A 23,175-nucleotide genomic window follows, 5' to 3' on the forward strand; every position below is an offset into this window, starting at 1 on the left:
TCTGCCGTCTTCTTGTCGCTCATGTCGAAAAGTGTCGCCCCTGCCACGCTGTCCTCATGTTTGTTTCACACTCTGCCCGGCCGGGCAATCAGCGCGCCGGTGTTCACGAGTTGTTCCAATCTGGCCCCATCCGCCGGAATTTGCAAGCACCGACGTCACTCAGGGCCGGGGCAAAGGATCAGCCAAAATCGTTAAGAAACCGTTTCCCGCGGAACGAGATCTTCTTGACGCGTCGTGCAAACGCTTGCATAAAGCGCATCAAGAGCAGAGGAGAGCACTCATGGATTTCAGCGGATCGCCGGTTGTGCGCTCGGTACGTGTCGTGCCCGTGGCCGGGCGGGACAGCATGTTGCTTAACCTGTCAGGGGCGCATGGTCCGTGGTTCACGCGCAATATCGTCATCCTGACCGATAGCGCGGGCAATACCGGCATCGGCGAGGTGCCGGGGGGCGCGGCAATCCAGCGCACTCTGGAAGAGGCCGCCGAATTGGTGATCGGCCAGCAGCTTGGCGATTACCGCCGCGTGCTGCGCAATGTCCGCACCGCCTTTGCCGATCGCGATGCGGGCGGGCGCGGGCTCCAGACATTTGATCTGCGCACCACGATCCATGTCGCGGCGGCGCTGGAATGCGCGATGCTCGATCTGCTCGGCAAGCATCTGGGCCTGCCGATCTGCGCACTTCTCGCCGAGGGCCAGCAGCGCGACGAGGTCGAGATGCTCGGTTATCTGTTTTTTGTCGGAGATCGCGGCCAGACCCCGCTGGACTACCGCGCCGAGGGCGGCAGCGACGACTGGCTGCGGTTGCGCGACGAAAAGGCGCTGGACGCGGCTTCGGTCGTGCGTCTCGCGCAGGCGGCGCAGGATCGCTATGGCTTCCTTGACTTCAAGCTCAAGGGCGGCGTGCTGCATGGCGAGGAAGAGGCGGCCATCATCGCCGATCTCGCCGCTGCATTCCCCGATGCGCGCGTGACCTTGGACCCCAATGGCGCATGGCTGGTCGAGGATGCGATCCGCTATCTTTCACCGCTGAAAGGCGTTCTGGCCTATGCCGAGGACCCCTGCGGCCCCGAGCCGGGCTATTCCGGGCGCGAGACCATGGCCGAATTCAAGCGCGCCACGGGCCTGCCGACCGCGACCAATATGATCGCCACGGATTGGCGCGAGATGGGTCATGCGATCCGCGCCGGTGCCGTTGATATCCCGCTGGCTGATCCGCATTTCTGGACCATGCAGGGCTCGGTCGAGGTGGCGCAGCTCTGCGACCGCTGGGGCCTGACCTGGGGCTCGCATTCGAACAACCATTTCGATGTCTCGCTGATGATGTTCACGCAGGTTGCGGCGGCGGCTCCGGGCAAGATCACCGCGCTCGACACGCATTGGATCTGGCAGGACGGGCAGCGCATCACCAAGGAACCGCCGTTGATCCGGGGCGGCAAGGTCAAGGTGCCGGACGCGCCGGGCCTTGGCGTCGAAATCGACGAGGCGGCGCTGGAAGCCGCGCATCAGAACCACAAGCGCCTGCCGGCTTCGGCCCGCAATGACGCCGCCGCGATGCAGTTCCTGATCAAGGACTGGCAGTTCAACTCGAAAATGCCCGCTCTGGTGCGCGGCTGAGTTTGCGCCGCAGCAGCATCGCCGCTGCGGCCGGAAGATCCGGGCAGGGAGGAGCCCGTCCCGGAAAACGTGCAAACGATTGCACGATTCAACAAAATGGCAGGTGAGGCTGCCAAGGGGAGGACATATGCTCAAGTCACTTCACGCCCTCGCGGGCGGCGTCGCGCTGCTTTGCGCAACCGCCATGCCGATTGTCGCGCAGGATTATCCGTCGAAGCCGGTGACGGTCATCGTGCCCTTCGCGCCGGGCGGGGCGAGCGACACGATCGCGCGGCTGACGACGCAGATCATGCAGCCGAATTTCGCGCAGCCGCTGGTCATCGAGAACAAGCCGGGCGCAACCGGCGCGGTCGGGGCAGGCGAGGTCGCACGTTCCAAGCCGGATGGCTACACCTTGATGCAGGCCTCGATCGGCACCTATTCGACGAACCTGACGCTTCAGCCCGATGCGACCTATGATGCCCGCAAGGATCTGGACATGCTGACCATCGCGGTCCGCACGCCGAACGCGCTGGTCACCCGCCCCGATTTCCCGGCGAATAACGTCGAGGAGTTTGTCGCCGAACTGAAGAAGAAGCCCGATGCGCTGCTTTTCGCCTCGTCCGGCGCGGGGTCCTCGGATCACCTGACGGCGGAATTGTTCTGGCAATTGACCGGCACCACCGCGATCCATGTTCCCTATAAAGGCGGCGCGCCGGCCCAGACTGATGTCATGGGCGGCCATGCCGATGCCTCTTTCCAGAATGTCGGTGCGATCGCCAATTTCGTGAAGGAAGGCAAGATGAAGATCCTGGCCGTGACGGGCGAGACCCGCTCGCCGGCCTTCCCTGACGTACCGACCTTCAAGGAACTGGGGATCGAGGGCCTGGACGTCTATAGCTGGCAGGCATTCTCGGGTCCGAAAGGGCTTCCTGCCGACATCCGGACCAAGCTGGAAAAGGGCCTGACCGAGGCGCTGAACTCGCCCGACCTGAAACCCAAGCTCGAAGCCATGGGCTATGAGATCGTCGCTAATGACGGTGCGGCTGCCGATGCCTTCGTCGCGCAGGAAATCGACCGCTGGGCCAAGGTCATCAAGGACGGCAACATCAAGCTCGAGAACTGAGTTCCAGCCATTCAAGGGGGCGCGCACCTGTCGCGCCCCCAACTCACTTTCGGAAGGCGATCAAAATGCAGGGCTACCGAACCAAGGATTTCTGGGCGGGCGCAGTCTATGTCGCGCTGGGTCTGACGGCTTTTCTGCTCGGCAAGGGATACTCTCTGGGAAGCGCTGCCCGCATGGGACCGGGATATTTCCCGATGGTGCTGAGCGGGCTTCTGGTCCTGATCGGCCTGATCTCGATCGCGCGCGGGTTCCTTTCCGGCGGAGAGGCCGTGCCGCGCATCCATATCCGACCGGCGGTTCTGGTGATCGGCGCGACCTTCTTCTTTGCCGCGACGATTGAACTTCTGGGCGCGGCCATCGCGCTGCCTGCGGCGCTGATCATGGCGGCCATGGCCAGCCGTCTGTTCCGGATTTCGCCCTTTGCCATGCTTGGGGCTGCCGCTTTCACCATCTTTTGCCTCGCCGTTTTCGTCAAAGGCCTCGGGGTGCCCATGCCGATGTTCGGCGCGCTGTTCGGGGGCTGATACGCCATGGAAATTCTTGCCAATCTCGGGCTGGGCTTCGAGACCGCCTTTTCTTTCTGGAACCTCGTCTATTGCCTTGCCGGGGTGTTTCTCGGCACCGCCATCGGCGTGCTGCCGGGTCTGGGGCCGACCGCGACCATCGCGATGCTTCTGCCGGTAACCTTCGGCCTGCCGCCGGAAACCGCGCTGATCATGCTCGCCGGCATCTTCTACGGTGCGCAATATGGCGGATCGACCACCGCCATCCTCGTCAACCTGCCGGGGGAATCCTCGAGCGTGGTGACCGCGCTTGATGGCTACCAGATGGCGCGCAAGGGCGAGGCCGGAAAGGCACTCGCGACCGCCGCCATCGGCTCGTTTGCTGCCGGAACCGTCTCGACCATCCTGATCGCCTTTTTCGCACCTGCGCTGGCCAGCGTCGCGCTGTCCTTCGGCCCGCATGAATATTTCTCGCTCATGGTTCTGGGGCTGATCGCTTCCGTCGTGCTGGCCAGCGGCTCTCTGCTGCATGCACTCGGCATGATCGTCGCGGGGCTGATTTTCGGTCTGATCGGCACGGATGTGAATACCGGAACCCTGCGCTACACGATGGGCATGCCCGAGCTTGCGGATGGGATCAGCTTCGTGGTTCTTGCCATGGGGATCTTTGGTCTGGGCGAAATTCTGGTCAATCTGGAGCATGAGGGCCAGCGCAGCACCGCCCTGAAGAAGATCACCGGGCTCATGCCGAGCCGCGCGGATCTGAAGCAGATCGTCGCTCCGGTCACCCGCGGAACTGCCCTTGGATCGGTGCTGGGCATCCTGCCGGGCGGCGGGGCGATGCTGGCCTCTTTCGCGGCCTATGCGCTGGAGAAGAAGGCGTCGAAAACGCCCGAGCGTTTCGGCCATGGCGCGATCGAGGGCGTCGCCGCCCCGGAGGCAGCGAATAACGCGGGCGCGCAAACCTCGTTCATCCCGATGCTGACGCTGGGCCTGCCCTCGAACCCGGTCATGGCGCTGATGATCGGCGCGATGATCATGCAGGGCATCCAGCCCGGACCCTCGGTCATCGAGGACCAGCCGGTGCTGTTCTGGGGCCTGATCGTTTCGATGTGGGTCGGCAATCTCATGCTCTTGGTCCTGAACCTGCCGATGATCGGGCTTTGGGTCAGGATGATCTCGATCCCCTATCACTATCTCTTTCCCTGCATCGTGGCTTTTTGCGCCATCGGCGTCTTCAGCCTCGCGAACCAGACCTTCGAGATCTGGCTGATGGGGATCTTCGGGCTCTTGGGTTACGTCCTGCGCAAGCTCGATTGCGAACCCGCGCCGCTGCTGCTGGGCTTCATCCTCGGCCCCATGCTCGAGGAACATCTGCGCCGCGCCATGCTGGTGTCGCGCGGGGATGCGACGACCTTCCTGACCCGGCCGATCAGCGCCGTTCTGATCATCGTCTCGGTGCTGCTTCTGGTCAGCATCCTTGCCCCGGCGGTGCGCAGCAAGCGCGAAGAGGCTTTCGTCGAGGATTGATCCCGGCGAGACCGCTTGGCATATGCGGCAAGATTGCGCTATTCGGCCCCTGGCCCGCAAGGTCCGGTTCCCCAAGACAAAAGGCGCGACATGACGGCGAAGCAGGGCAAGAAAAAGGCGCAACCCGTCACCATGGCAACGATCGCCCGCATCGCGGGCGTCACCCCCTCGACCGTCTCGCGCGCCTTCAACCATCCCGAACTGATCTCGCCCGAGACGGTCGAGCGGATCATGGAGGCGGTGCGTCTGACCGGCTATGTGCCCAATCTTGTCGCTGGCGGGCTTGCCTCGAACCGGTCGCGCAGCCTTGCCGCGATCGTGCCCTCGATCACCAATATCATCTACGCGGCCTTCGTGCAGAATTTCGTCGTGAATGTGCGCGAGCGCGGCTATCAGGTGATGCTGATGGAAAGCGGTTTTTCCCGCCAGACCGAGCAGGAACTGGTCGCCACCGCCCTAGGCCGCCGCCCCGAGGGATTTCTTCTGACCGGGGTCAATCACTCGAACGCCTGCCGCAGGCAGCTTCTTGCCGCGGATGTGCCGGTCATCGAGGCATGGGATCTGACCGAAAGCCCGATCGACATCTGCGTCGGCTTTTCCCATGCCGGTGCAGCCAAGGCCGCGGCGCGCCATCTGGTCGGGCGCGGCTATCGCTCGGTCGCGATTGCGACGATGGATGACGAGCGCGCCCTGCGCCGCCGCGATGCCTTCCTGGCCGAGTTGCGGGCCGCGGGCATCGCCCATCCGCGCGAGGTGACCCTGCCCGGAGGCCCGACGCTGGGAAAGGGTCGCCAGGCGCTTGCGCGGCTGCTTGCCGAGCAAGCGGATGACACCGCCGATACCGCGATATTCTGCAGTTCGGACGTGATCGCCCATGGCATCATGATCGAGGCGCAGAGCCGGGGCCTGAGCGTGCCCGGCGATCTGGGCGTGATGGGATTTGGGGATCAGGAGTTCGCAGCCGATCTCAATCCCGCTCTGACCACCATCCGCATCGACCGGGCGGCGCTTGGCGCGCGGGCGGCCGAGGCGATGATGGCGCGAATAGATGGCCGCGAAGATGTCGAACGGCGCATTGATATCGGCTTCGAGGTCATCGACCGCGCCTCGCTTCTGGCCCGGTGACAAGCGGTCAAATCGGGGCGCGATCCTTCGGAACCCTTGGACAGTCCAAAGGTTGACTCGCTGCACAAGCGGGGCGGCTGGACATGGCACCACGGGCCAACTGGAAGGGCATTCTGAAAATCGCCGAGCTGAGCTGCCCGGTGGCGCTTTACACCGCCGCGTCGACCTCGGACCGGATCTCCTTTCACATGGTCAATCGCGCGACCGGCAATCGCATGCGGCGCGAATTCGTCGATGCGGAAAGCGGCAAGCCCGTCCCGCGCGATGATCAGGTCAAGGGCTATGACACGGGGGGCGGCGAAACCGTCATCCTCGAACCGGACGAGATCGCCGCCGCCCTTCCCGAAAGCGACAAGACGCTTGCCGTGTCGGATTTTCTCGATTGCGGCCAGATCGACAGGCTCTATTTCGACAAGCCCTATTATCTGGCCTCGGCCGATCGCAGCGGGGACGAGGCATTTGCACTGATCCGCGAGGGGATGCGCAAGACAAGCGTCGCGGCCATCGCCCAGACCGTGCTGTTCCGGCGGATGCGAACGCTTCTGATCCGCGCGCATGGCGACGGCCTGATCGCGACCACGCTGAATTTCGACTATGAGGTCCGCGCCCCCGCCGAGGCCTTTGCCGATATTCCTGCCCGCAAGATCAAGGGCGAGATGCTGGACCTGGCCAAGCATATCATCAAGACCAAGACTGGCCGCTTCGATCCCGCTGCATTTGACGACCGTTACGAGGCCGCGCTGGCCGAACTGGTCAAGGCCAAGGCGGCGGGCAAGAAGATCAAGCCTGCGGCGCGGCGCGACAAGGCCAAGGTGGTGGATCTGATGGCCGCCTTGCGCGAAAGCGCCGAGCTTGCGCAGAAGCCCTCCCGGGCTGCCCGGAAAAAGGCGGGCTGAGCCGTGGCGCTGGAGACCTATCGCAAGAAACGAGACTTTTCCGCCACGCCCGAGCCCAAGGGTTCCAAGGCCGCAAAGGCCGGGGATTCCTTTGTCGTTCAGAAACATGCCGCGCGTCGGCTGCATTACGATTTCCGGCTGGAACTGGGGGGCGTGCTGAAAAGCTGGGCGGTCACCCGCGGCCCGAGCCTCGATCCCGGCGAAAAGCGTCTTGCCGTCCATGTCGAGGATCATCCGCTCGATTACGGCGGGTTCGAGGGGGTCATTCCCAAGGGGCAATATGGCGGGGGCTCGGTGATCCTGTGGGATCGCGGCCGGTGGAAACCCATCGGCGATCCCGACAAGGCCTATGCCAAGGGACATATGGAATTCACCTTGCATGGCGAGAAGCTGCAAGGGCGCTGGCATCTCGTGAAGATGCAGAACCGACGCGGCGAAAAGCGGGAAAACTGGCTCCTGATCAAGGGCGATGACGATTTCGCCCGGACTGACGGAGGGTCCGACATCCTCGAGGAGATGCCCCGCTCGGTCGCGTCGGGCAAGCTGGTCGAGGAGCTGGACGCGCCGCCCGTTTCGGCGCGGCCAAAGCCCAAGGCGCGCGGCAAGAAAGTCGCGATGCCCGAATTCGTCGAGCCAATGCTCGCCACCCTGACCACATCCGCCCCGACCGGCGAAAACTGGCTGCACGAGATCAAATTCGACGGCTACCGGCTGCAGGCCCGGATCGAAAGCGGCCGGGTCGCGCTTCTGACCCGCAGCGGTCTGGACTGGACCGCGAAATTTGGCCGCCCCGTGGTCGAGGCCTTGCAGGGGCTCGCCGTGGAAAGCGCCATTCTGGATGCGGAACTGGTCGTCGAGGGCCATGGCGGTGCCTCGGATTTCTCGGCCCTGCAGGCGGATCTCAGCGCGGGGCGCGAAGATCGCTTTCGGCTCTACGTCTTTGACCTGATCTATCTTGACGGACGCGACCTGCGCGGCAAGCGGCTTTGCGACCGCAAGGACATGCTCGCCGGATTGGTCGCCGGACTGCCCGGGGGCGACGAGGGCCTGATCCGGTTCAGCAGCCATTTCGACGACGAGGGCGATATGGTGCTGCGCCATGCCTGCCGCTTGAGCCTTGAGGGGATCGTCTCGAAACAGCGCAACTCGACCTACCGTTCGGGGCGCGGACGGTCCTGGCTCAAGTCCAAATGCTCGGCGCGGCAGGAATTTGTGATCGGCGGCTTCACGCCCTCGACGACCTCGGCAAGCGCGATCGGCTCGCTGGTCCTGGGCGTGCATGAAGATGGAAAACTGCGCCATGTCGGTCGGGTCGGGACCGGGTTCAGCCGCAAGCTCGCGAGCGATCTTTTCGCGCGGCTATATGCCATCTCGATCAAGGCAAGCCCTTTCGCGGGCAAGCTTTCGGCGGATGCGGCCCGGCAGGTCGTTTTCGTGCGGCCCGAACTGGTGGCCGAGGTCGAGTTTCGCGCCTGGACCGCCGACGGGCATCTGCGCCATGCCTCGTTCAGGGGCCTGCGAGAGGACAAGGCTCCCCGCGAAATCATCCGCGAGGCATCGGCGAAAGCCCCGCCCGCACAGCGCCGGACCGTGAAGCTGACCCATCCCGACCGGGTCTATTGGCCCGAGGCGGGCGTGACGAAAGAGGGGCTCGCCGATTACTATGCCGAGGCCTGGCGCCATATCGCGCCCTTCGTCACCGGCCGGCCGCTTGCGCTTCTGCGCTGCCCGAGCGGGATCACGGGGCAGAAATTCTTTCAAAAACACGCCTGGAAGGGGATGAACCCCAAGATCTCGCAAGTCACGGATCCCAAGGACAAGTCCGGCGCGCCGCTGATCAGCATCGGCGATCTGGACGGGCTGATCGGTCTGGTGCAATCCGCCGCGCTCGAGATCCACCCCTGGGGCGCGACGCTCGCGGATTGGGAAAAGCCGGATCTGATCGTGATGGACCTTGACCCCGGCGCGGGTGTCGCATGGAGCGATGTGATCGCCGCCGCGGGCGAGGTGCGTGCGCGACTTGAGGCAGCGGGGCTTGCCGCCTTTGTCAAGACATCGGGCGGCAAGGGCCTGCACGTGGTCTCGCCGCTCAAACCCAAGGCCGACTGGAAGGCCGTCAAGGCATTTACCAAAGCCATGGCCGAGTCCATGTCGCGCGATGAACCCGACCGTTTCGTCGCGACCATCACCAAATCCAAGCGCCGCGGGCGCATCCTGATCGACTATCTGCGCAACCAGCGCGGAGCTACGGCGGTCGCGCCCTATTCGACGCGGGCCCGCGAGGGCGCGCCGGTCTCGGCCCCTCTGGAATGGGATGAGCTTGGGCCCGAGATCGGCCCCGCGCATTTCACCGTCGCCAATATGCCTGCCCGACTCGCGGCGCTGACCCGCGATCCCTGGGACGGGTTCCGCGCGGCGGCCGTGCCGTTGCCGAAGCTCTAGCAGCGTGTCCGGGGGCAGAGATGGTTGAGCTTGCAGGCGAAAGTAATCTTCCCCACCATCTGCCGCCCGCCCCGCCCGAGGTCATTCCCGGCCCCAGTTTCCGCGAGATCGCCCTGCCGTTCTGGACCGGTTCGGCGCGGCGCATGGCATGGTCGCTGACCATCGGCGTCGTCATTGTCGTTTCGGCCAATGTCGCCGTGCTCTTCGCCATCAATCGCTGGAGCAAGGGTTTTTTCGACACGCTCGACAGCCGCCAGATAGACGCCATTCCGCGCATGATTTTCGTCTTTCTGGGGCTGCTGATCCTCAGCGCGCTGATCAATTACTGCATGGTCCGGCTCAGGATGGGGCTGCAGGCGGAATGGCGGCGCTGGCTGACCGGCCGCCTGATCGGGCGCTGGCTCGGCGATCGGACCTATTACAAGCTCGAGGTGGCCTCCAACGGGGTGGATGTCCCCGAGGCCCGGATGTCGGACGATCTGAAACAGGCGCTGACGCCGGTCGTCGATCTTTCGGTCGGTCTGTTCAATGCGCTGCTTGCCACGGTGACGTTTATCGGGGTGCTGGCGCTGGTCGGGGGCGAGGTGCGGATACCGCGGGGCGAGGGCATGTGGACCATTCCCTATGGTTTCGTGGCCTCGGCCATCGTCTATGCGCTGGTCATGTCCTTCCTGACCTGGGTGATCGGCCGGCCGCTGATTGCCGCGGTCGAAGAGCAGAACGCCGCCGAGGCCGATCTGCGCTTTGAAATGACACGGGTGCGCGAAAGCGCCGAGTCCATCGCGCTGATCAAGGGCGAGGACGAGGAAAAGCGCCGCCTGACCCTGTCCCTGTCCCGCCTTGCCAGCGCGATCTGGACCATCGGTGCCAATCATGGCCGCATCACCATCCTGACCAATATGAGCGCCATCATGCTGCCGGTCATCCCTTTGCTCATCGGCGCGCCGAAATACATACAGGGCAGCATGTCTCTGGGCGAGTTGATGCAGGTCTCGGCCGCTTTCGTGCAGGTGCAGATGGCCTTCAACTGGGTGATGGACAATTTCATCGTGCTGGCGGGCTGGCGCGCCGCGGCCAACCGGCTTTCGGTGCTGATCGGCGGGATGGACGAATTGGAGCGCACCATCCACGGCCCGGATGGCTCTCTGATCGAACTGCGCGAGAATGACGGGCAGGAACTGCGTCTGGTCGGTCTGAATGTGCGGCGCGACAATGGGATCGTCGTCATCGACGAGGCCGAGGGCGTCATCTCGCGTGGCGAGCGCGTGCTGGTCGGAGGCGAATCCGGCACCGGAAAAAGCACGCTGATCCGCGCCATTGCGGGTCTCTGGCCCTGGGGCAGCGGCGAGATCGTCCTGCCGCGAAGCTGGCGCATCATGTTCCTGCCACAAACGCCCTATCTGCCTTTGGGCAGCCTGCGGGGTTGCCTGAGCTACCCCAATGCCCCCGCATCGCTTTCCGACGAGGCGGCAGAAAGGGTTCTCGCGCGGGTGGGGCTAGAGCATTTCCTGCCCCGACTGGATGACGAGGACCGCTGGAGCCATGTCCTGTCCGGTGGCGAGCGCCAGCGCATCGCCTTTGCCCGGGTGCTGCTCGAACGCCCCGACCTTGTCGTGATGGATGAGGCGACATCGGCGCTGGACGATGACAGCCAGGCCAAGGTGATGCAAGCCTTTGTCGAGGAACTGCCCGAGGCCGCGCTGATCAGCGTCGCGCATCGACCGGGTCTGGAGCGCTATCACGCGCGGCGACTGGATCTGAAGCGGCTGGAAGGCGGGGTGCGTCTGGTCAAGCGTGACCGGATCGGGCGTCGCCTCGACAATATCGTCAGCCGCCTCGTCAGCACCTATGGCCGGATCCAGCGTGTGGATGCAGCGGTCAAGGGAACGGGCGCGGCCCCCGACCTGCGCAGCAAATTGCCGGGCACGGGTCCGGCCGAGCCGTGACCCCCTCAGCCCGGCTTGCCCTTGCGTTCGGCGGCAAGGCTTTTTTTCAACGCGTCCATGATATTGACGACATTGTCCGGCTTTTGCGCAGCCGCCTTGGGCTTCGCTTTCTTGCGGCCCTTTTTCTTGGCGGCGATGATTTCGAGCAGGTTTTCCTGAACCGGATCGCGGACCATCGCCTCATCCCAAGAGGCCTTGCGATCCGAGATCAACTGCGTGACCAGCTTCATCAGAGCGGGGTCGGGCTTGCTCTTGCCGGAACCTGCAAAATAATCCGTTTCGGGCCGCACCTCATCGCCGTAGCGCAGCGTCCATGCCACGATGCCTGTGCCGCGTGGTTCCAGCATCACCGCCCGTTCGCGGCGATAGAGCACCAGACGCGAGATCCCGACCATGCCCGTGGCCTCCATCGCGTCGCGGATCACCGAGAAGGCCTCTTCGCCCACCGCGTCCGACGGGCTCAGATAATGCGGCTTGTCATGCCAGATCCATTCGATGGAATCAGCCGGCACGAACATTTCGATATCGATGGTCCGGGCGCTTTCCAGCGCGACTGCCTCAAGCTCGTCATCCTCGATCAGGATATGCTCATCCTCGCCGCGGGGATATCCCTTGACCTGATCGTCATCCGCGACGGGTTTTCCGGTGACGCCATCGACATATTGGCTCAGCACCCGATTACCGGTTTTGGAGTTGAGGGTGTGAAAGCGCACTTTCTCACCCTCGGTCGTCGCGGGCGTCATCGTCACCGGACAGGTGACGAGGGACAGTTTCAGATAACCTTTCCAGAAGACCCGCGGCGCCATGTCGTCAGTTTTCCGGAGGGCTACCCGCCGCGGGCGATCCTGCGGGGGCAGGGCCCGGCGGTTCGGGATTGGCACCGCCTTCGGGGGTCTCGGAAGATTCGATGCGGCTGACATCCTCATGCTCGACCGGATCCGCCCCCATCCACCAGAACAGCGCAACGGCAGCAATGGCCAGAGCCACGAGAATACCTAGAATGGCAGCCGGGTGGCGACGCGCCGCCCGCTCTGGATCAGTGTTATGCGACATCGGCTTTTCCTTTCTCGAAGCTGGGGGTCAGAATATCCCGGTCACATAAAGCAGGATGATGACGACGATGGGGACACCCAGAAACCAGGCGACAACTCCCTTCATGATACGCTCCTAAGTTTTTGTTTCCTTGCGTTATGAAGGCTCAACCGGTCAAAAGCGCCAAAGTTCGGACAAGATTTCGCGAGCGGATCGTTTTGCTCTTGGGCGCTTGTGCCGGGGAACCGACGCCCCGGACCGGCGTTTTCCCGGCAAGGAAACAATCGGGGAGAAGTCCCATGATTCCCTATCTTCGTTTGATCCTGATCCATCTCTGGGTGGCGTGCGTCGCGGGAGCGGTGGTCATCGCCGGTCTTGCGATGGGGCAGGTGTCGTTTGCGACCTTCCTGTGGGCCGGTGCGATCGGAGTGCTGCTGGGCGTGCCCGCGGCGCTTCTGAACTGGGCCTACCTGCGTCCCAACCGTTCGCGCCGGATCGGCTGGACATGGAAGATCGCCGACTGGGCGCGTGCGGCCTAGAGCGGCGTTTCCAGATAGGCGAGAAGACTGCGCTCGCTGCTGCGCAAATCTGCAATCTCGGGTCTGGCGAGGCCAAGAAAGGTCTCGGCTCTGAGGGCGGCGGGCGTCTCAGCCAATTCCAGCACGGCTGGGTGGATGTAGGATTTGCGGCAGATGGTCGGTGTGTTGAACAGCCGCTCCGCCGCCGCATCCGCCATCATCCGGCAGGTCAGCCGCGTGTCTGGCGACAGTTTCGACGCCAGTTCGAACGCGGCCAAAGTCCCGCCCCAGGTGCGAAAAGTCTTCGCCGTCATGCCCTCGCCCGCGATCTCCGCGAGATAACCGTTCACATCCTGCGATGTCAGGCTGCGGACCACGCCCTCTTCGTCGAGATAGGTGAAGATATTGCGCCCCGGCAGATCGCCGATGTCCTGAAGGATGCGGTTGAGACGCTTGTCGCGCAGAAGGTACCGGCAGAGCTTGCCACCCTTGGCGCGGAATTTCAGTTCGATCAGCCCTTGCTCGCTCAGGCGCAGATGCCGGGTCAGCAGGGTTGAAGCGCCGAAGCTCTTGTTCGCGGCCGTGTAGGCCGGGTTGCCCACACGCAGGCAGGTCCGGTCCAGAAGCAGAACCAGCGCCGCAAGGCTGAAGTCGCGATCACCGACCTCGCCTTGCAGATCGCGCCGGACACGGCGTCGCAAGGCGGGAAGGGCCGCTCCAAAGGCCGGGAGCTGGTCATATTTCGTCCGCGAGCGGGCCGCGCTCCAGTCAGGATGATAGCGATATTGCTTCCTGCCGCGATCATCCCGTCCGGTCGCCTGCAAATGCCCGTTCGGCAAGGCGCAGATCCAGACATCGCGATAGGCGGGCGGGACGGCGAGGGCCCGCACTCGGGTCAGCTCCTCGGGGCCGAGAGGCTCTCCCCCCGGCCCGCGATAGCTGAACCCCTTGCCGGCGCGACGTCGGGAAATTCCCGGATCGCGATCCGAGACAAAGACCAGTTCGGGGCCCATCTGTCAGTAATTGGCCGGAGGATCGCTGGCGGGAAAGGACTCGTCGGCCTGCTCGTCGACCGCGTCCCAGTCGCGGGGCGGCTCCTCCATCGCCTCGGGACCGGCGTCGCGGACCTTCTCGAGCCGGGGCGTCGGCTGCTCACGGCGCGTATCCAGCACGGTCTTCAGAGCGTAACCCGCGGCGATGCCAAGGCCGAGGCGTATGATCAGATTTCTCATCGCGGGATCCTCTCTCAGATCATCGGCTTGCCGCCGGTGACGGCAATGGTCGCGCCCGAGACATAGCTCGACATGGGTTCGGCCAGCATGACGTAGCTCGAGGCCAGTTCGACCGGCTGGGCAGGACGCTTCATCGGATAGTTCTCGCCGAATGTCGCGACCTCGTCGGCTGGGAAACTGGCCGGGATCAGCGGGGTCCAGACCGGGCCGGGGGCCACGGCATTCACCCGGATGCCCTTTTCGGCCAGCAGTTGCGCAAGCCCGGCGGTAAAGTTCTGGATCGCCCCCTTGGTCGTGGCATAGGCCAGCAGGGTCGGGTTCGGATTGTCCGAGTTGATCGAGGCGGTATTGATGATCGCGCTGCCCGGTTTCATATGCGGGACCGCCGCCTTGGTCAGATAGAACATCGCGTCGATATTGACGGCGAAGGTGCGTCGCCATTCCGCGTCGGAGATCTCGTCGATCGTATCGAATTTCATCTGATGGGCCGCGTTGTTCACCAGAATGTCGATCCGTCCGAAGCGCTCGGCGGCGCGGGCCACGACATCGCGGCAATGCGCGGGATCGGCCAGATCGCCGGGGATCAGCATGCAGTCGCGCCCGGCTTCGCGCACGAGATCGGCGGTATCCTTGGCGTCGTCGCCTTCTTCCAGATAGGCGATCGCGACATCCGCCCCCTCGCGGGCATAGGCAATGGCGACCGCGCGGCCGATCCCGCTATCGCCCCCGGTGATCAGAGCCGCCATGCCGTCCAGACGGCCCGCCCCGCGCCAAGAGGTTTCGCCGTGATCGGGGCGCGGATCCATGGCGCTGAAACTGCCGGGAAGCTCCTGACTCTGTTCCGGAAACGGGGGTTTGGGATAATCCTTCATCGACGGTTCCTCATAGGTCGGGATGGTCAGATGCCACGGTCTCGCGCGGCTGGCGCAAGGGTCGTGGCGCTTGAGAAAAACCCGCGCGCGGCGCCATTGTTCCAAGCGCCGTCGCGGCTAGCCCGCGTCGCGTTTGGGAATGATGCTTATTCCGCCGCTGACCTCGAGCACCGCGGCGTCGATCTCGTCTAGGTTGCGCAAGCCCTGCTGATGGCGGGCGGCTTCAAGCACATCGCCGATGCCGATGCGGGCGCGGGCCATCGCATGGGCGTCGATCCGGCCGCCGCTGATCAGCACGGTCGGCGCGCCGTCGAGCCAGAGGGCAAGATGCGGGGACGAACGCTTGAGATAGGACAGAAGGATATCGACGGAGAACAGCGTCAGGATCAGGATAAGCGCATTTACCAGCGAAAAGTCGTCCCCCAGCAGCGCCTGCTGCGTCGTTTCCGCGATGATCAGCAGCAGGACGAAATCGAAAGGCGTCGACTGGGCCAAGGTCCGACGGCCCGAGAGCCGCGTGATCACCAGCAAGATGGCATAGATCGCGATGCCGCGGATGACCGATTCCATTCGCCTCTCCTATGGCAGCACAAGAATGTGAACCGTCCGGCTTTCGCCCTCGAGTGTCAGCTCGAAGCTGATCCAGCCGAAATGCATCGGACGGGTAGAGATCCGGACGACATGCGGCGGCGCGTCACGGGCAGAAAAGCGCATGACCTGTCCATCCGTGGCGAGGCTGCTCTCTTCGGGTTCGGGACGGATCTGGCCCAACTCGAAGAAATCGAGATAGCGCGACGCGACGCCGATCTCGTGACTGTCCTGTGCGCTCGAGAAGGTGACCGTCCATTCGTCCCACGCCTCCCAGCGGGCGATCCGGGGCAATTGGGCGACGGCCCCGCCCATCCGGATCTCTTGCATGTGAAACAGGCCACCGCTGCCACTGAACCCCAAGAGTGCCAGGACCATCGCCAGCCCATAGCCAAGCCATGAAATGCGCTGAACACGCCAATAGCGCTCTTGAAAGCCGCGATGTTCCTCTAGCTGCAAACCGTCCGCCCGCACCGGCGGAGGCCGGATTTCTTCGGTCATGCGTCACACCTCGCCGCCTTTGAAGACCTGCCGCAGATCCTTGCCCGAAACAGCCGAGCGGCCTGTTGGTTCCGCAAAGAAGGAGATTCCGGATTTGGGAACCTCTGAGCCCGCCCGGCGGTTCAGACCCGGCGCGACGAGCAGCACATACCATGACAGGAAAGGAATGCCCCATGTCGGATGAGGAACAGACCTTCTGGAAGCGCCTGCAGGACATCAACGCCGGGATGCTTGGAACCCACGAGCGGATGAAGCTGGTGCCGATGTCGCATTATGCCGATCCTGACGAAAAGGCGCTTTGGTTCATCACTGCCGAAGGCACGGATCTGGTCGAGGAAGTCAAGGGTGGCGCGAAACCCGCCATCCATGTCGTCGGCGATGCGGCGGGCAAGCTGTGGGCCCGGATCGAGGGGCGGCTTGAACTCTCCGACGACCCTGCAAAGCTTGAGGAAATCTGGAACAGCGTCGCCTCGGCCTGGTTCGAGGAGGGCAAGCGCGATCCCGATCTGCGTCTGCTGCGCTTTGGTCTTTCAGAGGCAGAAATCTGGTCCACCACGGGCGGGATCGGGTTCCTCTATCAGATCGCCAAGGCCAATCTGACGGGCGACAAGCCCGATATCGGCGATCACTTTCAGCTTCGGTTCTGAACAACGTGGGGCAGGAACCCCGGCCTGTCCCAAACGTTTTCCGCACCAAGCCGGGCGGCACCCGAACCGCCCCTTTCCCCACCCATTCGGAAGGCAAAGACCATGGCCAAACCCTATGACAGCACGATCGGCGAAGGCGGCGAAACCCAGCAGCTGGGTTCTGGCGATACGCCGGTGATGACCACCAATCACGGCACGCCACTTTCGGACAATCAGAACAGCCTCAAGGCGGGTGCGCGCGGTCCGACCCTGCTCGAAGATTTCATCCTGCGCGAGAAGATCTTTCATTTCGACCATGAGCGCATCCCCGAGCGCATCGTCCATGCCCGCGGCTCGGTCGCGCATGGCTATTTCGAATGCACCGACCCGATCCCCGATCTGAGCCGCGCCAGCCTGTTTGCCGAAAAGGGCAAGCGAACCGAGGTGATCGTGCGCTTTTCCACCGTCGCGGGCGGGGCGGGTTCGGTCGATACGCCGCGTGACGTGCGCGGTTTTGCCACCAAATTCTATACCGACGAGGGCAACTGGGATCTGGTCGCGAATAATATCCCGGTTTTCTTCATCCAGGATGCGATCAAGTTTCCCGACCTGATCCATTCCGTGAAGATGGAGGCGGATCGCGGTTTTCCGCAGGCGGCCTCGGCCCATGATACGTTCTGGGATTTCGTCTCGCTCATGCCCGAGACGCTGCACACCGTCGTCTGGGCGATGTCCGATCGCGGCATTCCGCGCAGCTACCGGATGATGGAGGGCTTTGGCATCCATACCTTCAAGCTGGTCAATGCCGAAGGGCAGGAGCATTTCGTCAAGTTCCACTGGCGTCCGAAACTGGGCACGCAATCGCTGGTCTGGGATGAGAGCCTGAAGCTGCAGGCCGGCGACAATGATTTTCACCGCCGCGACCTGTGGGACGCCATCGCCGAGGGGGCTTTCCCCGAATATGAATTCGGCATTCAGGTCTTTGACGCGGAACTTGCGGCGAGCCTGCCCTATGACGTGCTGGACGCGACCAAGCTGATCCCCGAAGAAATCGTGCCGCTGCGCATCATCGGCCGGATGGTGCTGGACCGCAATCCGGCGAACCATTTCGCGGAAAATGAACAACTGGCCTTCCTGCCCTCGAATGTGGTGCCGGGGGTTGATTTTTCAGATGATCCGCTGCTGCAGGGACGGCTGTTTTCCTATCTCGACACGCAGAAATCGCGTTTGGGCACGACGAATTTCCATCAGATCCCGGTCAATGCGCCGAAATGCCCCTATGCCAATATGATGCGCGATGGGATGATGCAGACCCATGTCCATACCGGGCGCGCCAATTACGAGCCCAACAGCCTCGCTCAGGCCGGAGAGGAAGGCGGTCCGCGCCCCCGGCCGGACGGGTTCCGCTCGGCCGCGCAACCGGTGGCGGGGGAAAAGCTGCGCATCCGCGCCGACACCTTCGCCGATCACTACAGCCAGCCGCGCATGTTCTGGAAATCCCAAACCGAGAATGAACAGGCCCATATCGCCTCGGCCATCACCTTTGAGCTGTCCAAGGTGGCGCTGGAGCATGTCCGGATCCGTGTCTTGTCGCATCTGCGCAATGTCGACGAGGACCTGGCCGCGCGCGTCGCCAAGGGGCTGGCGATGGATCTGCCCGAAGCGGCCGCGCCCGCAAGCCCGCCGGTCGATCTGGACCCGTCGGACGCCCTGTCGATCCAGAAGCGGTGGCAGGCGACGTTGCAGGGCCGAAAGGTCGGCGTGCTGTTCGACGAGGGGTCGGACAAGGCGAGCCTCGACAATCTGCTTCAGGCGATCCGCGATGCCGGCGGCACGCCCTTCACCATTGCCCCCAAGGTCGGCGGGATCATGTTGAAAGGCGGCGAGATGAAGGCAGATGGCCAGCTGGCCGGCTCGCCCTCTTGGCTTTTCGATGCGGTGGCTCTGGTCCTGACGCGCGAAGCGGCGGAAAAGCTTGCCAAGGACAGCGCGGCGATCGGTTTCGTGATGGATGCCTATGCCCATCTCAAGGCCATCGGCCATGACGATAATGCCCAGCCGCTGCTGGACCGGGCGGGGATCATGCCCGATCAGGGCGTGACGGATCTGGCGGCTCTGCCCAAGGCCGCCACGCTGCGCTACTGGGATCGCGAGCCGAAACTCCGCGATCTGGCCTGAGGCGTGGCATCTGTGTCGGAGGCTTCGGCCCGTACCCGCCGCCGATCCCTGCATGTCGCGAAACCGTTCTGGAGCGCGACACCGGGGATCACGGCGCCCTCGGTCCCGCGCCCCTCGGGGACGGCATGGGACATCGTGATCATCGGCACGGGGATCAGCGGCGCCTTGATGGCCGAGGCGCTGACGCGGCGCAAGCGGCGCGTGCTGATCCTGGATCGTCGGCCACCGGTGCGGGGCTCCAGCCTCGCATCGACGGCGATGATCCAGCACGAGATCGACATTCCCCTGCACCGGCTCGCGGAAAAGATCACGATGGAAAAAGCCGTTCGCGCCTGGCTGCGTTCGGTCCGGGCGGTGCGCGATCTGCAGGATCTGGTGGCCCGGCATGGCATCCCATGCGACATGCAGCCGCAAAGCGCGCTTTATCTCTGCGGCTCGGAGATGGGGCATCGCGCCATGCGCCGCGAATATGAGACCCGGCGCAAGGCGGGCATCGCCTGCGACTATCTGGATCACAAGGTTCTTCGAGAGCGCTTCGGCATGGAGCGGACGGGCGCGATCCTGTCGGATGCCTCGGCCTCGGCCAATCCCGCGCGCCTGACCGCAGGGCTGCTGCGACTGGCGGTCCAGCGCGGTGCCGAGATCGTTTCGCCCTGCGAGATCACCGATGTCGCGGAACCCGGCGAGGGCGTGGCGCTGGCCACATCGGCGGGAAAGATCCTGACGGCGGGGCAGGTGGTGTTCTGCACCGGCTACGAATTCCTGCCGCAAATGGAAAGCCGGTCGCATCGGATCACCTCGACCTGGGCTCTGGCAAGCCGCGCCGGGGTGGCGCGGCCGGAATGGCTGGATCACATGTTGGTCTGGGAGGCAGCGGATCCCTACCTCTATTTCCGAACGGCTCCGGGCGGGCGGATCATCGCGGGCGGAGAGGACAGCAGCGCGCCCGAGGCCTATCAGGATCCGGTCCGGATGCACGTGAATGCCGAGCGCATCCGGGACAAGCTGCAGGCGCTTTGCGGTCTGAATATAGGACGCCCGGCCTATGTCTGGGCCGCGCCTTTCGGCAATACCACCGATGGGCTGCCAATCATCGACCGCGTGCCCGGGTTTCGCCGCAGCCATGCTGTCATGGGTTTCGGCGGCAATGGCATCACATTCTCGATGATCGCCGCCCAGATCACCGCCGCCCGGATCGCGGGGCGGGCCGATCCTGACGCGGATCTTTTCGCCTATCGCTGAGCGCGGATCCCCGACCGGCAAGGAACGATGCCTCCCGCCCGGACCTTTATTCCTGGAACAGAACCCGCATGAGGAAGCAGATGAGCGCCGAACCCGCTTTTTCCCTTGGCATCGAAGAAGAATATCTGCTGGTCGAAGCAGAGACCGGCGCGCTGGCGGATGCGCCGGATGCCCTGATGCAGGCCTGTAAGGCGGAATTGGCCGACCAGGTCAGTCCTGAATTCCTGCGGTGCCAGATCGAGATCGGCACGCCCGTCTCGGCCGATATCGCCGAGGCGCGCGCTCATCTCGCGCGGCTTCGCGCGACGATTGCCCACCATGCCGCAGAATTCGGACTGGCACCGATATCGGCGGCCTGCCATCCGCTGGCTGATTGGCGCGATCAGGACCACACCGACAAGGCGCGCTATAACCGGCTGTCGCAGGAAATGCGTGGCATGGCGCGGCGGATGCTGATCTGCGGCATGCATGTCCATGTCGGCATCGAGGATCAGGCCCTTCGCATCGACCTGATGAACCAGTTCCGCTATTTCCTGCCGCATCTCTTGGCGCTATCTGGTTCTTCCCCCTTCTGGCAGGGCGAGGATACCGGGCTTGCCTCGTATCGCACCACGGTCTTTTCAGGCTATCCCCGCACCGGCCTGCCGCCGGAACTGACGGATTGGAGCGCCTTCGAGCGTGCGACAGGCGCGCTGGTTGATCTCGGCGTGATCGAGGACAGCAGCGAGGTCTGGTGGGATCTGCGGCCCTCGGCCAAGTTCCCGACACTCGAAGCCCGGATCTGCGATGCCTGCCCTCGGCTTCTGGACAGCATCACGATGGCGGCGCTGATCCAGGCGACGCTGCGCATGCTATGGCGCTTGTCGCGGCGGAACATGCGCTGGCGTCAATATGACAATTTTCTGCTGGGCGAAAATCGCTGGCGCGCCCTGCGCCACGGATTGGACAAGGGTCTGATCGATTTCGGCGGCGGTCGCATCAAGCCGCATGACGAACTGGCCGAGGAATGGCTGGCGCTGATCTCGGAAGATGCCGATCACCTGGGCAGCCAGCCAAGCGTGGCAAGATTGCGCGAGATCGTCGCTCAGGGGAATTCCGCGCAACGGCAGAGGGCGGTGCATGTCGCCGCGACATCGGCCGGAGCCAATCGCGAAGAAGCGCATCGCGCCGTCGTCACGCATCTGATCAGCGAATTTCGCGAGGCGCTGGATGAGGGGCCATAGACATTCGGCGTGAGGCGATGACGATCGTGGCATTGGCGCGTGGCGATGGCTCGGAGCGCCCAGATCTTCGCGAGGAGTTCTTGCCAGCCGTCATTTCTAGGCCTGTCTGTCAAAGTCGCGCTGGATCTTGCGCTTCGCTTTGACGACTGCGCTCGCGCCCCGCTGGTCCATCTCGGCCCGCAACCAATCCGCAGCGAAGGCCAAGCCCTCGATCAGCGGTGTGACGCGTTGCAGGTGGTAACGAACGGGGCAGGAGCACGAAAATCTCGCAGGTTGGCGAGCGTGTCGAACAAGGCCGCAATCTTGCTGGTCCATCCGCCGCGTGAGCTCATGTCCTTTGTGCCGCTCGCCATTTGATGAATCTGAAGGATATGGCCGTCGAGCAGCGCCTAGTCGAAATCGGGCTTCCCTCGGATCACTTAGAAAAGGCGCGGTCGAAAATGCCCCTGTCGGTACCTGCGAAAGCGCCGGAAGATGCTGCTGCAGTCCTGGTGGACCGGGCAAAAGAGGCCGGAGTTGCGCCAGAGCTACGCCCGCCTTGGGTCAAGGCTGGCCTCTCAGGTCCGGCGCTATGCCCATGCCCGGCAATTCAAACGCATGCTCAAGTCGCTGCGCCAGATCTCGGGCTATGCTGACCAGATCCGCCGCGATCTGCGCCGGCGAGCACTGGGCCCGCGGGGTTCGCCATAGATGAGCCAGTGCGCGTCAAACCAGTCATGCAGGACGGCCTGGAGATCTCGCGCCGTCTCAATGCCAGTGGGCTGGTCGATTTCCTGAATGTCGTGCGGGGCCATATCGACACCGATCCCGGCCTGACCGACCTGATCCCGATCCAGGGGATGCGCAGCGCGCCGCATCTGGATTTCGCCGGCGAGATCCGCGCCGCGACGGATTTTCCGACCTTTCACGCAGCCCGGATCCCGGATATCGCCACCGCCCGCCCGCCCGCCCGCCCGCCATGCCATCGCCAGCGGCAAGCTCGACATGGTCGGCATGACCCGCGCCCATATGGCCGATCCGCATCTGGTGCGTAAGCTCATCGCGGGCCGCGAGGATGACATCCGCCCCTGCGTCGGCGCGAATTACTGCCTCGACCGGATCTATCAGGGCGGCATGGCACTGTGCCTGCACAATCCCTCGACGGGGCGCGAGATCGAGCAGCCGCACCATATCACCAAGGCCGAGCAGAAAAAGCGCGTGACCATCGTCGGCGCAGGCCCCGCGGGGATGGAAGCCGCCCGCGTCTCGGTCGAGCGCGGCCATGAGGTGACGGTTTTCGAGGCCGCCGACCAGCCAGGGGGGCAGATCCGCCTGACAGCGCTGCAGGAGCGCCGCCGCGAAATGGCCGCGATCATTGCCTGGCGCTTTGCGCAATGCACCATGCTGGGCGTGCAGTTTCATTTCAACCGCTTCGCAGATGCGCAGGACGTCACCAGCACCGAGCCGGACGACGTCATCGTCGCCACAGGCGGCCTGGCGCATAGCGAAGTCCTGGCAGAGGGCAACGCGCTTGTCGTTTCGACCTGGGACATCCTCTCGGGCGACGTGAAGCCGGGACGCAAGGTCCTGATCTTTGACGATGCGGGCGACCATGCTGGTCGTCAGGCGGCGGATCTGATCAGCGCCACGGGGGCCGCGGTCGAGATCGTCACCCCGGATCGCAGTTTCGCGCCCGAGGTGATGGGAATGAATCTGGTCCCCTATCTGCGCGGTGCTGGGCTCGGACTACGGCGATGTCAGCCGGAAACGCGTCGTGGATCAGGTCGTGGTCAATTGCGGCACCCGCCCGATGGACGAGATCTATTTCGAGCTGAAACCCCAATCGAGCAATCTGGGCGAGGTCGATTACGAGGCGCTCGTCACAGGTCGCAGCCAGGCGGTCCTTGCCAATCCGCAGGGCCGCTTTCGCCTTTTTCACATCGGCGATGCCGTCTCTGCCCGCAATACACATGCCGCGATATATGACGCGCTGCGCATCGCGCGGGGCCTTTGACCCCCGCG

General features: G+C 64.0%; 20 protein-coding genes and 2 pseudogenes. 15 read left to right on the top strand and 7 right to left on the bottom strand.

Annotated elements, in window-relative coordinates:
• The first annotated feature begins 280 nt into the window (after nt 1-280).
• The 8 genes from ESZ60_RS15945 to ESZ60_RS15980 all read left to right on the top strand — a co-directional run bounded on the left by ESZ60_RS15945 (nt 281) and on the right by ESZ60_RS15980 (nt 11,162).
• Entirely contained in the window at nt 281-1,615 is a 1,335-nt protein-coding gene (locus ESZ60_RS15945) for an enolase C-terminal domain-like protein (RefSeq protein ID WP_134681722.1), read from the top strand.
• Nucleotides 1,616-1,742: 127 nt separating this feature from the next.
• Complete coding sequence (locus ESZ60_RS15950) at nt 1,743-2,720, top strand: Bug family tripartite tricarboxylate transporter substrate binding protein (protein WP_134681723.1); 978 nt, start codon at nt 1,743-1,745, stop codon at nt 2,718-2,720.
• 65 nt (nt 2,721-2,785) lie between these two features.
• Complete coding sequence (locus ESZ60_RS15955; RefSeq protein WP_134681724.1) at nt 2,786-3,244, top strand: tripartite tricarboxylate transporter TctB family protein; 459 nt, start codon at nt 2,786-2,788, stop codon at nt 3,242-3,244.
• 6 nt (nt 3,245-3,250) lie between these two features.
• Nucleotides 3,251-4,753: a tripartite tricarboxylate transporter permease gene (locus ESZ60_RS15960; RefSeq protein ID WP_134681725.1), complete on the top strand. Its 1,503-nt coding sequence runs from the start codon at nt 3,251-3,253 to the stop codon at nt 4,751-4,753.
• Between the two features lie 90 nt (nt 4,754-4,843).
• Entirely contained in the window at nt 4,844-5,878 is a 1,035-nt protein-coding gene (locus ESZ60_RS15965; RefSeq protein ID WP_245155729.1) for a LacI family DNA-binding transcriptional regulator, read from the top strand.
• Nucleotides 5,879-5,961: 83 nt separating this feature from the next.
• Nucleotides 5,962-6,774: a non-homologous end joining protein Ku gene (gene ku, locus ESZ60_RS15970; protein ID WP_134681726.1), complete on the top strand. Its 813-nt coding sequence runs from the start codon at nt 5,962-5,964 to the stop codon at nt 6,772-6,774.
• A gap of 3 nt (nt 6,775-6,777) precedes the next feature.
• Nucleotides 6,778-9,216: a DNA ligase D gene (gene ligD, locus ESZ60_RS15975; RefSeq protein ID WP_134681727.1), complete on the top strand. Its 2,439-nt coding sequence runs from the start codon at nt 6,778-6,780 to the stop codon at nt 9,214-9,216.
• Between the two features lie 20 nt (nt 9,217-9,236).
• A complete protein-coding gene (locus ESZ60_RS15980) occupies nt 9,237-11,162 on the top strand; it encodes an ABC transporter ATP-binding protein/permease (protein ID WP_134681728.1) in 1,926 nt (641 codons plus the stop codon).
• A gap of 5 nt (nt 11,163-11,167) precedes the next feature.
• On the opposite strand, the gene ku (ESZ60_RS15985) is transcribed toward ESZ60_RS15980, so the two are convergent.
• Nucleotides 11,168-11,968: a non-homologous end joining protein Ku gene (gene ku, locus ESZ60_RS15985; protein WP_134681729.1), complete on the bottom strand. Its 801-nt coding sequence runs from the start codon at nt 11,966-11,968 to the stop codon at nt 11,168-11,170.
• Nucleotides 11,969-11,972: 4 nt separating this feature from the next.
• Nucleotides 11,973-12,215, bottom strand: coding sequence for a hypothetical protein (locus tag ESZ60_RS15990; RefSeq protein WP_134681730.1), 243 nt, complete (start codon nt 12,213-12,215; stop codon nt 11,973-11,975).
• A gap of 278 nt (nt 12,216-12,493) precedes the next feature.
• Here ESZ60_RS15990 and ESZ60_RS15995 point away from each other — a divergent pair, with 278 nt between their 5' ends.
• Nucleotides 12,494-12,733: a hypothetical protein gene (locus ESZ60_RS15995; protein WP_134681731.1), complete on the top strand. Its 240-nt coding sequence runs from the start codon at nt 12,494-12,496 to the stop codon at nt 12,731-12,733.
• Here the strand turns inward: ESZ60_RS15995 and ESZ60_RS16000 are convergent.
• The 5 genes from ESZ60_RS16000 to ESZ60_RS16020 form a co-directional block, all read right to left on the bottom strand.
• On the bottom strand, nt 12,730-13,725 hold the full coding sequence (locus ESZ60_RS16000) for a DNA topoisomerase IB (RefSeq protein WP_134681732.1): 996 nt from the start codon (nt 13,723-13,725) through the stop codon (nt 12,730-12,732). The two genes, ESZ60_RS15995 and ESZ60_RS16000, sit on opposite strands and share 4 nt — an antisense overlap.
• A gap of 3 nt (nt 13,726-13,728) precedes the next feature.
• Complete coding sequence (locus ESZ60_RS16005; protein WP_245155730.1) at nt 13,729-13,944, bottom strand: hypothetical protein; 216 nt, start codon at nt 13,942-13,944, stop codon at nt 13,729-13,731.
• Nucleotides 13,945-13,958: 14 nt separating this feature from the next.
• A complete protein-coding gene (locus ESZ60_RS16010; protein ID WP_134681733.1) occupies nt 13,959-14,816 on the bottom strand; it encodes an SDR family oxidoreductase in 858 nt (285 codons plus the stop codon).
• Between the two features lie 117 nt (nt 14,817-14,933).
• The gene (locus tag ESZ60_RS16015; RefSeq protein ID WP_134681734.1) at nt 14,934-15,386 is read right to left on the bottom strand and encodes a DUF421 domain-containing protein; all 453 of its coding nucleotides are present in this window, start codon (nt 15,384-15,386) and stop codon (nt 14,934-14,936) included.
• A 9-nt stretch (nt 15,387-15,395) separates the two neighbouring features.
• Nucleotides 15,396-15,905 (bottom strand): hypothetical protein, encoded by a 510-nt coding sequence (locus ESZ60_RS16020; RefSeq protein ID WP_134681735.1) that lies wholly within the window; start codon nt 15,903-15,905, stop codon nt 15,396-15,398.
• Nucleotides 15,906-16,078: 173 nt separating this feature from the next.
• Here ESZ60_RS16020 and ESZ60_RS16025 point away from each other — a divergent pair, with 173 nt between their 5' ends.
• The 6 genes and pseudogenes from ESZ60_RS16025 to ESZ60_RS16050 all read left to right on the top strand — a co-directional run.
• Nucleotides 16,079-16,552 carry a pyridoxamine 5'-phosphate oxidase family protein gene (locus ESZ60_RS16025; RefSeq protein ID WP_134681736.1) on the top strand — a complete coding sequence of 158 codons (474 nt, stop codon included), beginning with the start codon at nt 16,079-16,081 and terminating at the stop codon, nt 16,550-16,552.
• 102 nt (nt 16,553-16,654) lie between these two features.
• Nucleotides 16,655-18,709: a catalase gene (locus tag ESZ60_RS16030; RefSeq protein ID WP_134681737.1), complete on the top strand. Its 2,055-nt coding sequence runs from the start codon at nt 16,655-16,657 to the stop codon at nt 18,707-18,709.
• Nucleotides 18,710-18,721: 12 nt separating this feature from the next.
• Nucleotides 18,722-19,951 (top strand): NAD(P)/FAD-dependent oxidoreductase, encoded by a 1,230-nt coding sequence (locus tag ESZ60_RS16035; RefSeq protein WP_134681738.1) that lies wholly within the window; start codon nt 18,722-18,724, stop codon nt 19,949-19,951.
• 80 nt (nt 19,952-20,031) lie between these two features.
• Nucleotides 20,032-21,174 carry a carboxylate-amine ligase gene (locus ESZ60_RS16040; protein ID WP_134681739.1) on the top strand — a complete coding sequence of 381 codons (1,143 nt, stop codon included), beginning with the start codon at nt 20,032-20,034 and terminating at the stop codon, nt 21,172-21,174.
• Nucleotides 21,175-21,687: 513 nt separating this feature from the next.
• Nucleotides 21,688-21,837: pseudogene (locus tag ESZ60_RS21360) on the top strand (IS5/IS1182 family transposase); the annotation flags it as partial.
• 56 nt (nt 21,838-21,893) lie between these two features.
• Nucleotides 21,894-23,167: pseudogene (locus ESZ60_RS16050) on the top strand (FAD-dependent oxidoreductase); the annotation flags it as partial.
• Nucleotides 23,168-23,175: the final 8 nt, after the last annotated feature.

The organism is Paracoccus ravus, assembly GCF_004522175.1.
Lineage (GTDB): Bacteria > Pseudomonadota > Alphaproteobacteria > Rhodobacterales > Rhodobacteraceae > Paracoccus > Paracoccus ravus.

Bases quoted from the DNA above. Each gene is read 5' to 3' on its own strand.
- ESZ60_RS16015 (WP_134681734.1), bottom strand. From the start codon at position 15,386: ATGGAATCGGTCATCCGCGGCATCGCGATCTATGCCATCTTGCTGGTG.
- ESZ60_RS16025 (WP_134681736.1), top strand. From the start codon at position 16,079: ATGTCGGATGAGGAACAGACCTTCTGGAAGCGCCTGCAGGACATCAAC.
- ESZ60_RS15990 (WP_134681730.1), bottom strand. From the start codon at position 12,215: ATGTCGCATAACACTGATCCAGAGCGGGCGGCGCGTCGCCACCCGGCT.
- ESZ60_RS16030 (WP_134681737.1), top strand. From the start codon at position 16,655: ATGGCCAAACCCTATGACAGCACGATCGGCGAAGGCGGCGAAACCCAG.
- ESZ60_RS16005 (WP_245155730.1), bottom strand. From the start codon at position 13,944: ATGAGAAATCTGATCATACGCCTCGGCCTTGGCATCGCCGCGGGTTAC.
- ESZ60_RS15995 (WP_134681731.1), top strand. From the start codon at position 12,494: ATGATTCCCTATCTTCGTTTGATCCTGATCCATCTCTGGGTGGCGTGC.
- ku (WP_134681729.1), bottom strand. From the start codon at position 11,968: ATGGCGCCGCGGGTCTTCTGGAAAGGTTATCTGAAACTGTCCCTCGTC.
- ESZ60_RS16010 (WP_134681733.1), bottom strand. From the start codon at position 14,816: ATGAAGGATTATCCCAAACCCCCGTTTCCGGAACAGAGTCAGGAGCTT.
- ESZ60_RS16020 (WP_134681735.1), bottom strand. From the start codon at position 15,905: ATGACCGAAGAAATCCGGCCTCCGCCGGTGCGGGCGGACGGTTTGCAG.
- ku (WP_134681726.1), top strand. From the start codon at position 5,962: ATGGCACCACGGGCCAACTGGAAGGGCATTCTGAAAATCGCCGAGCTG.
- ESZ60_RS15955 (WP_134681724.1), top strand. From the start codon at position 2,786: ATGCAGGGCTACCGAACCAAGGATTTCTGGGCGGGCGCAGTCTATGTC.
- ESZ60_RS15950 (WP_134681723.1), top strand. From the start codon at position 1,743: ATGCTCAAGTCACTTCACGCCCTCGCGGGCGGCGTCGCGCTGCTTTGC.
- ESZ60_RS16040 (WP_134681739.1), top strand. From the start codon at position 20,032: ATGAGCGCCGAACCCGCTTTTTCCCTTGGCATCGAAGAAGAATATCTG.
- ESZ60_RS15980 (WP_134681728.1), top strand. From the start codon at position 9,237: ATGGTTGAGCTTGCAGGCGAAAGTAATCTTCCCCACCATCTGCCGCCC.
- ESZ60_RS16000 (WP_134681732.1), bottom strand. From the start codon at position 13,725: ATGGGCCCCGAACTGGTCTTTGTCTCGGATCGCGATCCGGGAATTTCC.
- ESZ60_RS15945 (WP_134681722.1), top strand. From the start codon at position 281: ATGGATTTCAGCGGATCGCCGGTTGTGCGCTCGGTACGTGTCGTGCCC.
- ESZ60_RS15960 (WP_134681725.1), top strand. From the start codon at position 3,251: ATGGAAATTCTTGCCAATCTCGGGCTGGGCTTCGAGACCGCCTTTTCT.
- ESZ60_RS15965 (WP_245155729.1), top strand. From the start codon at position 4,844: ATGACGGCGAAGCAGGGCAAGAAAAAGGCGCAACCCGTCACCATGGCA.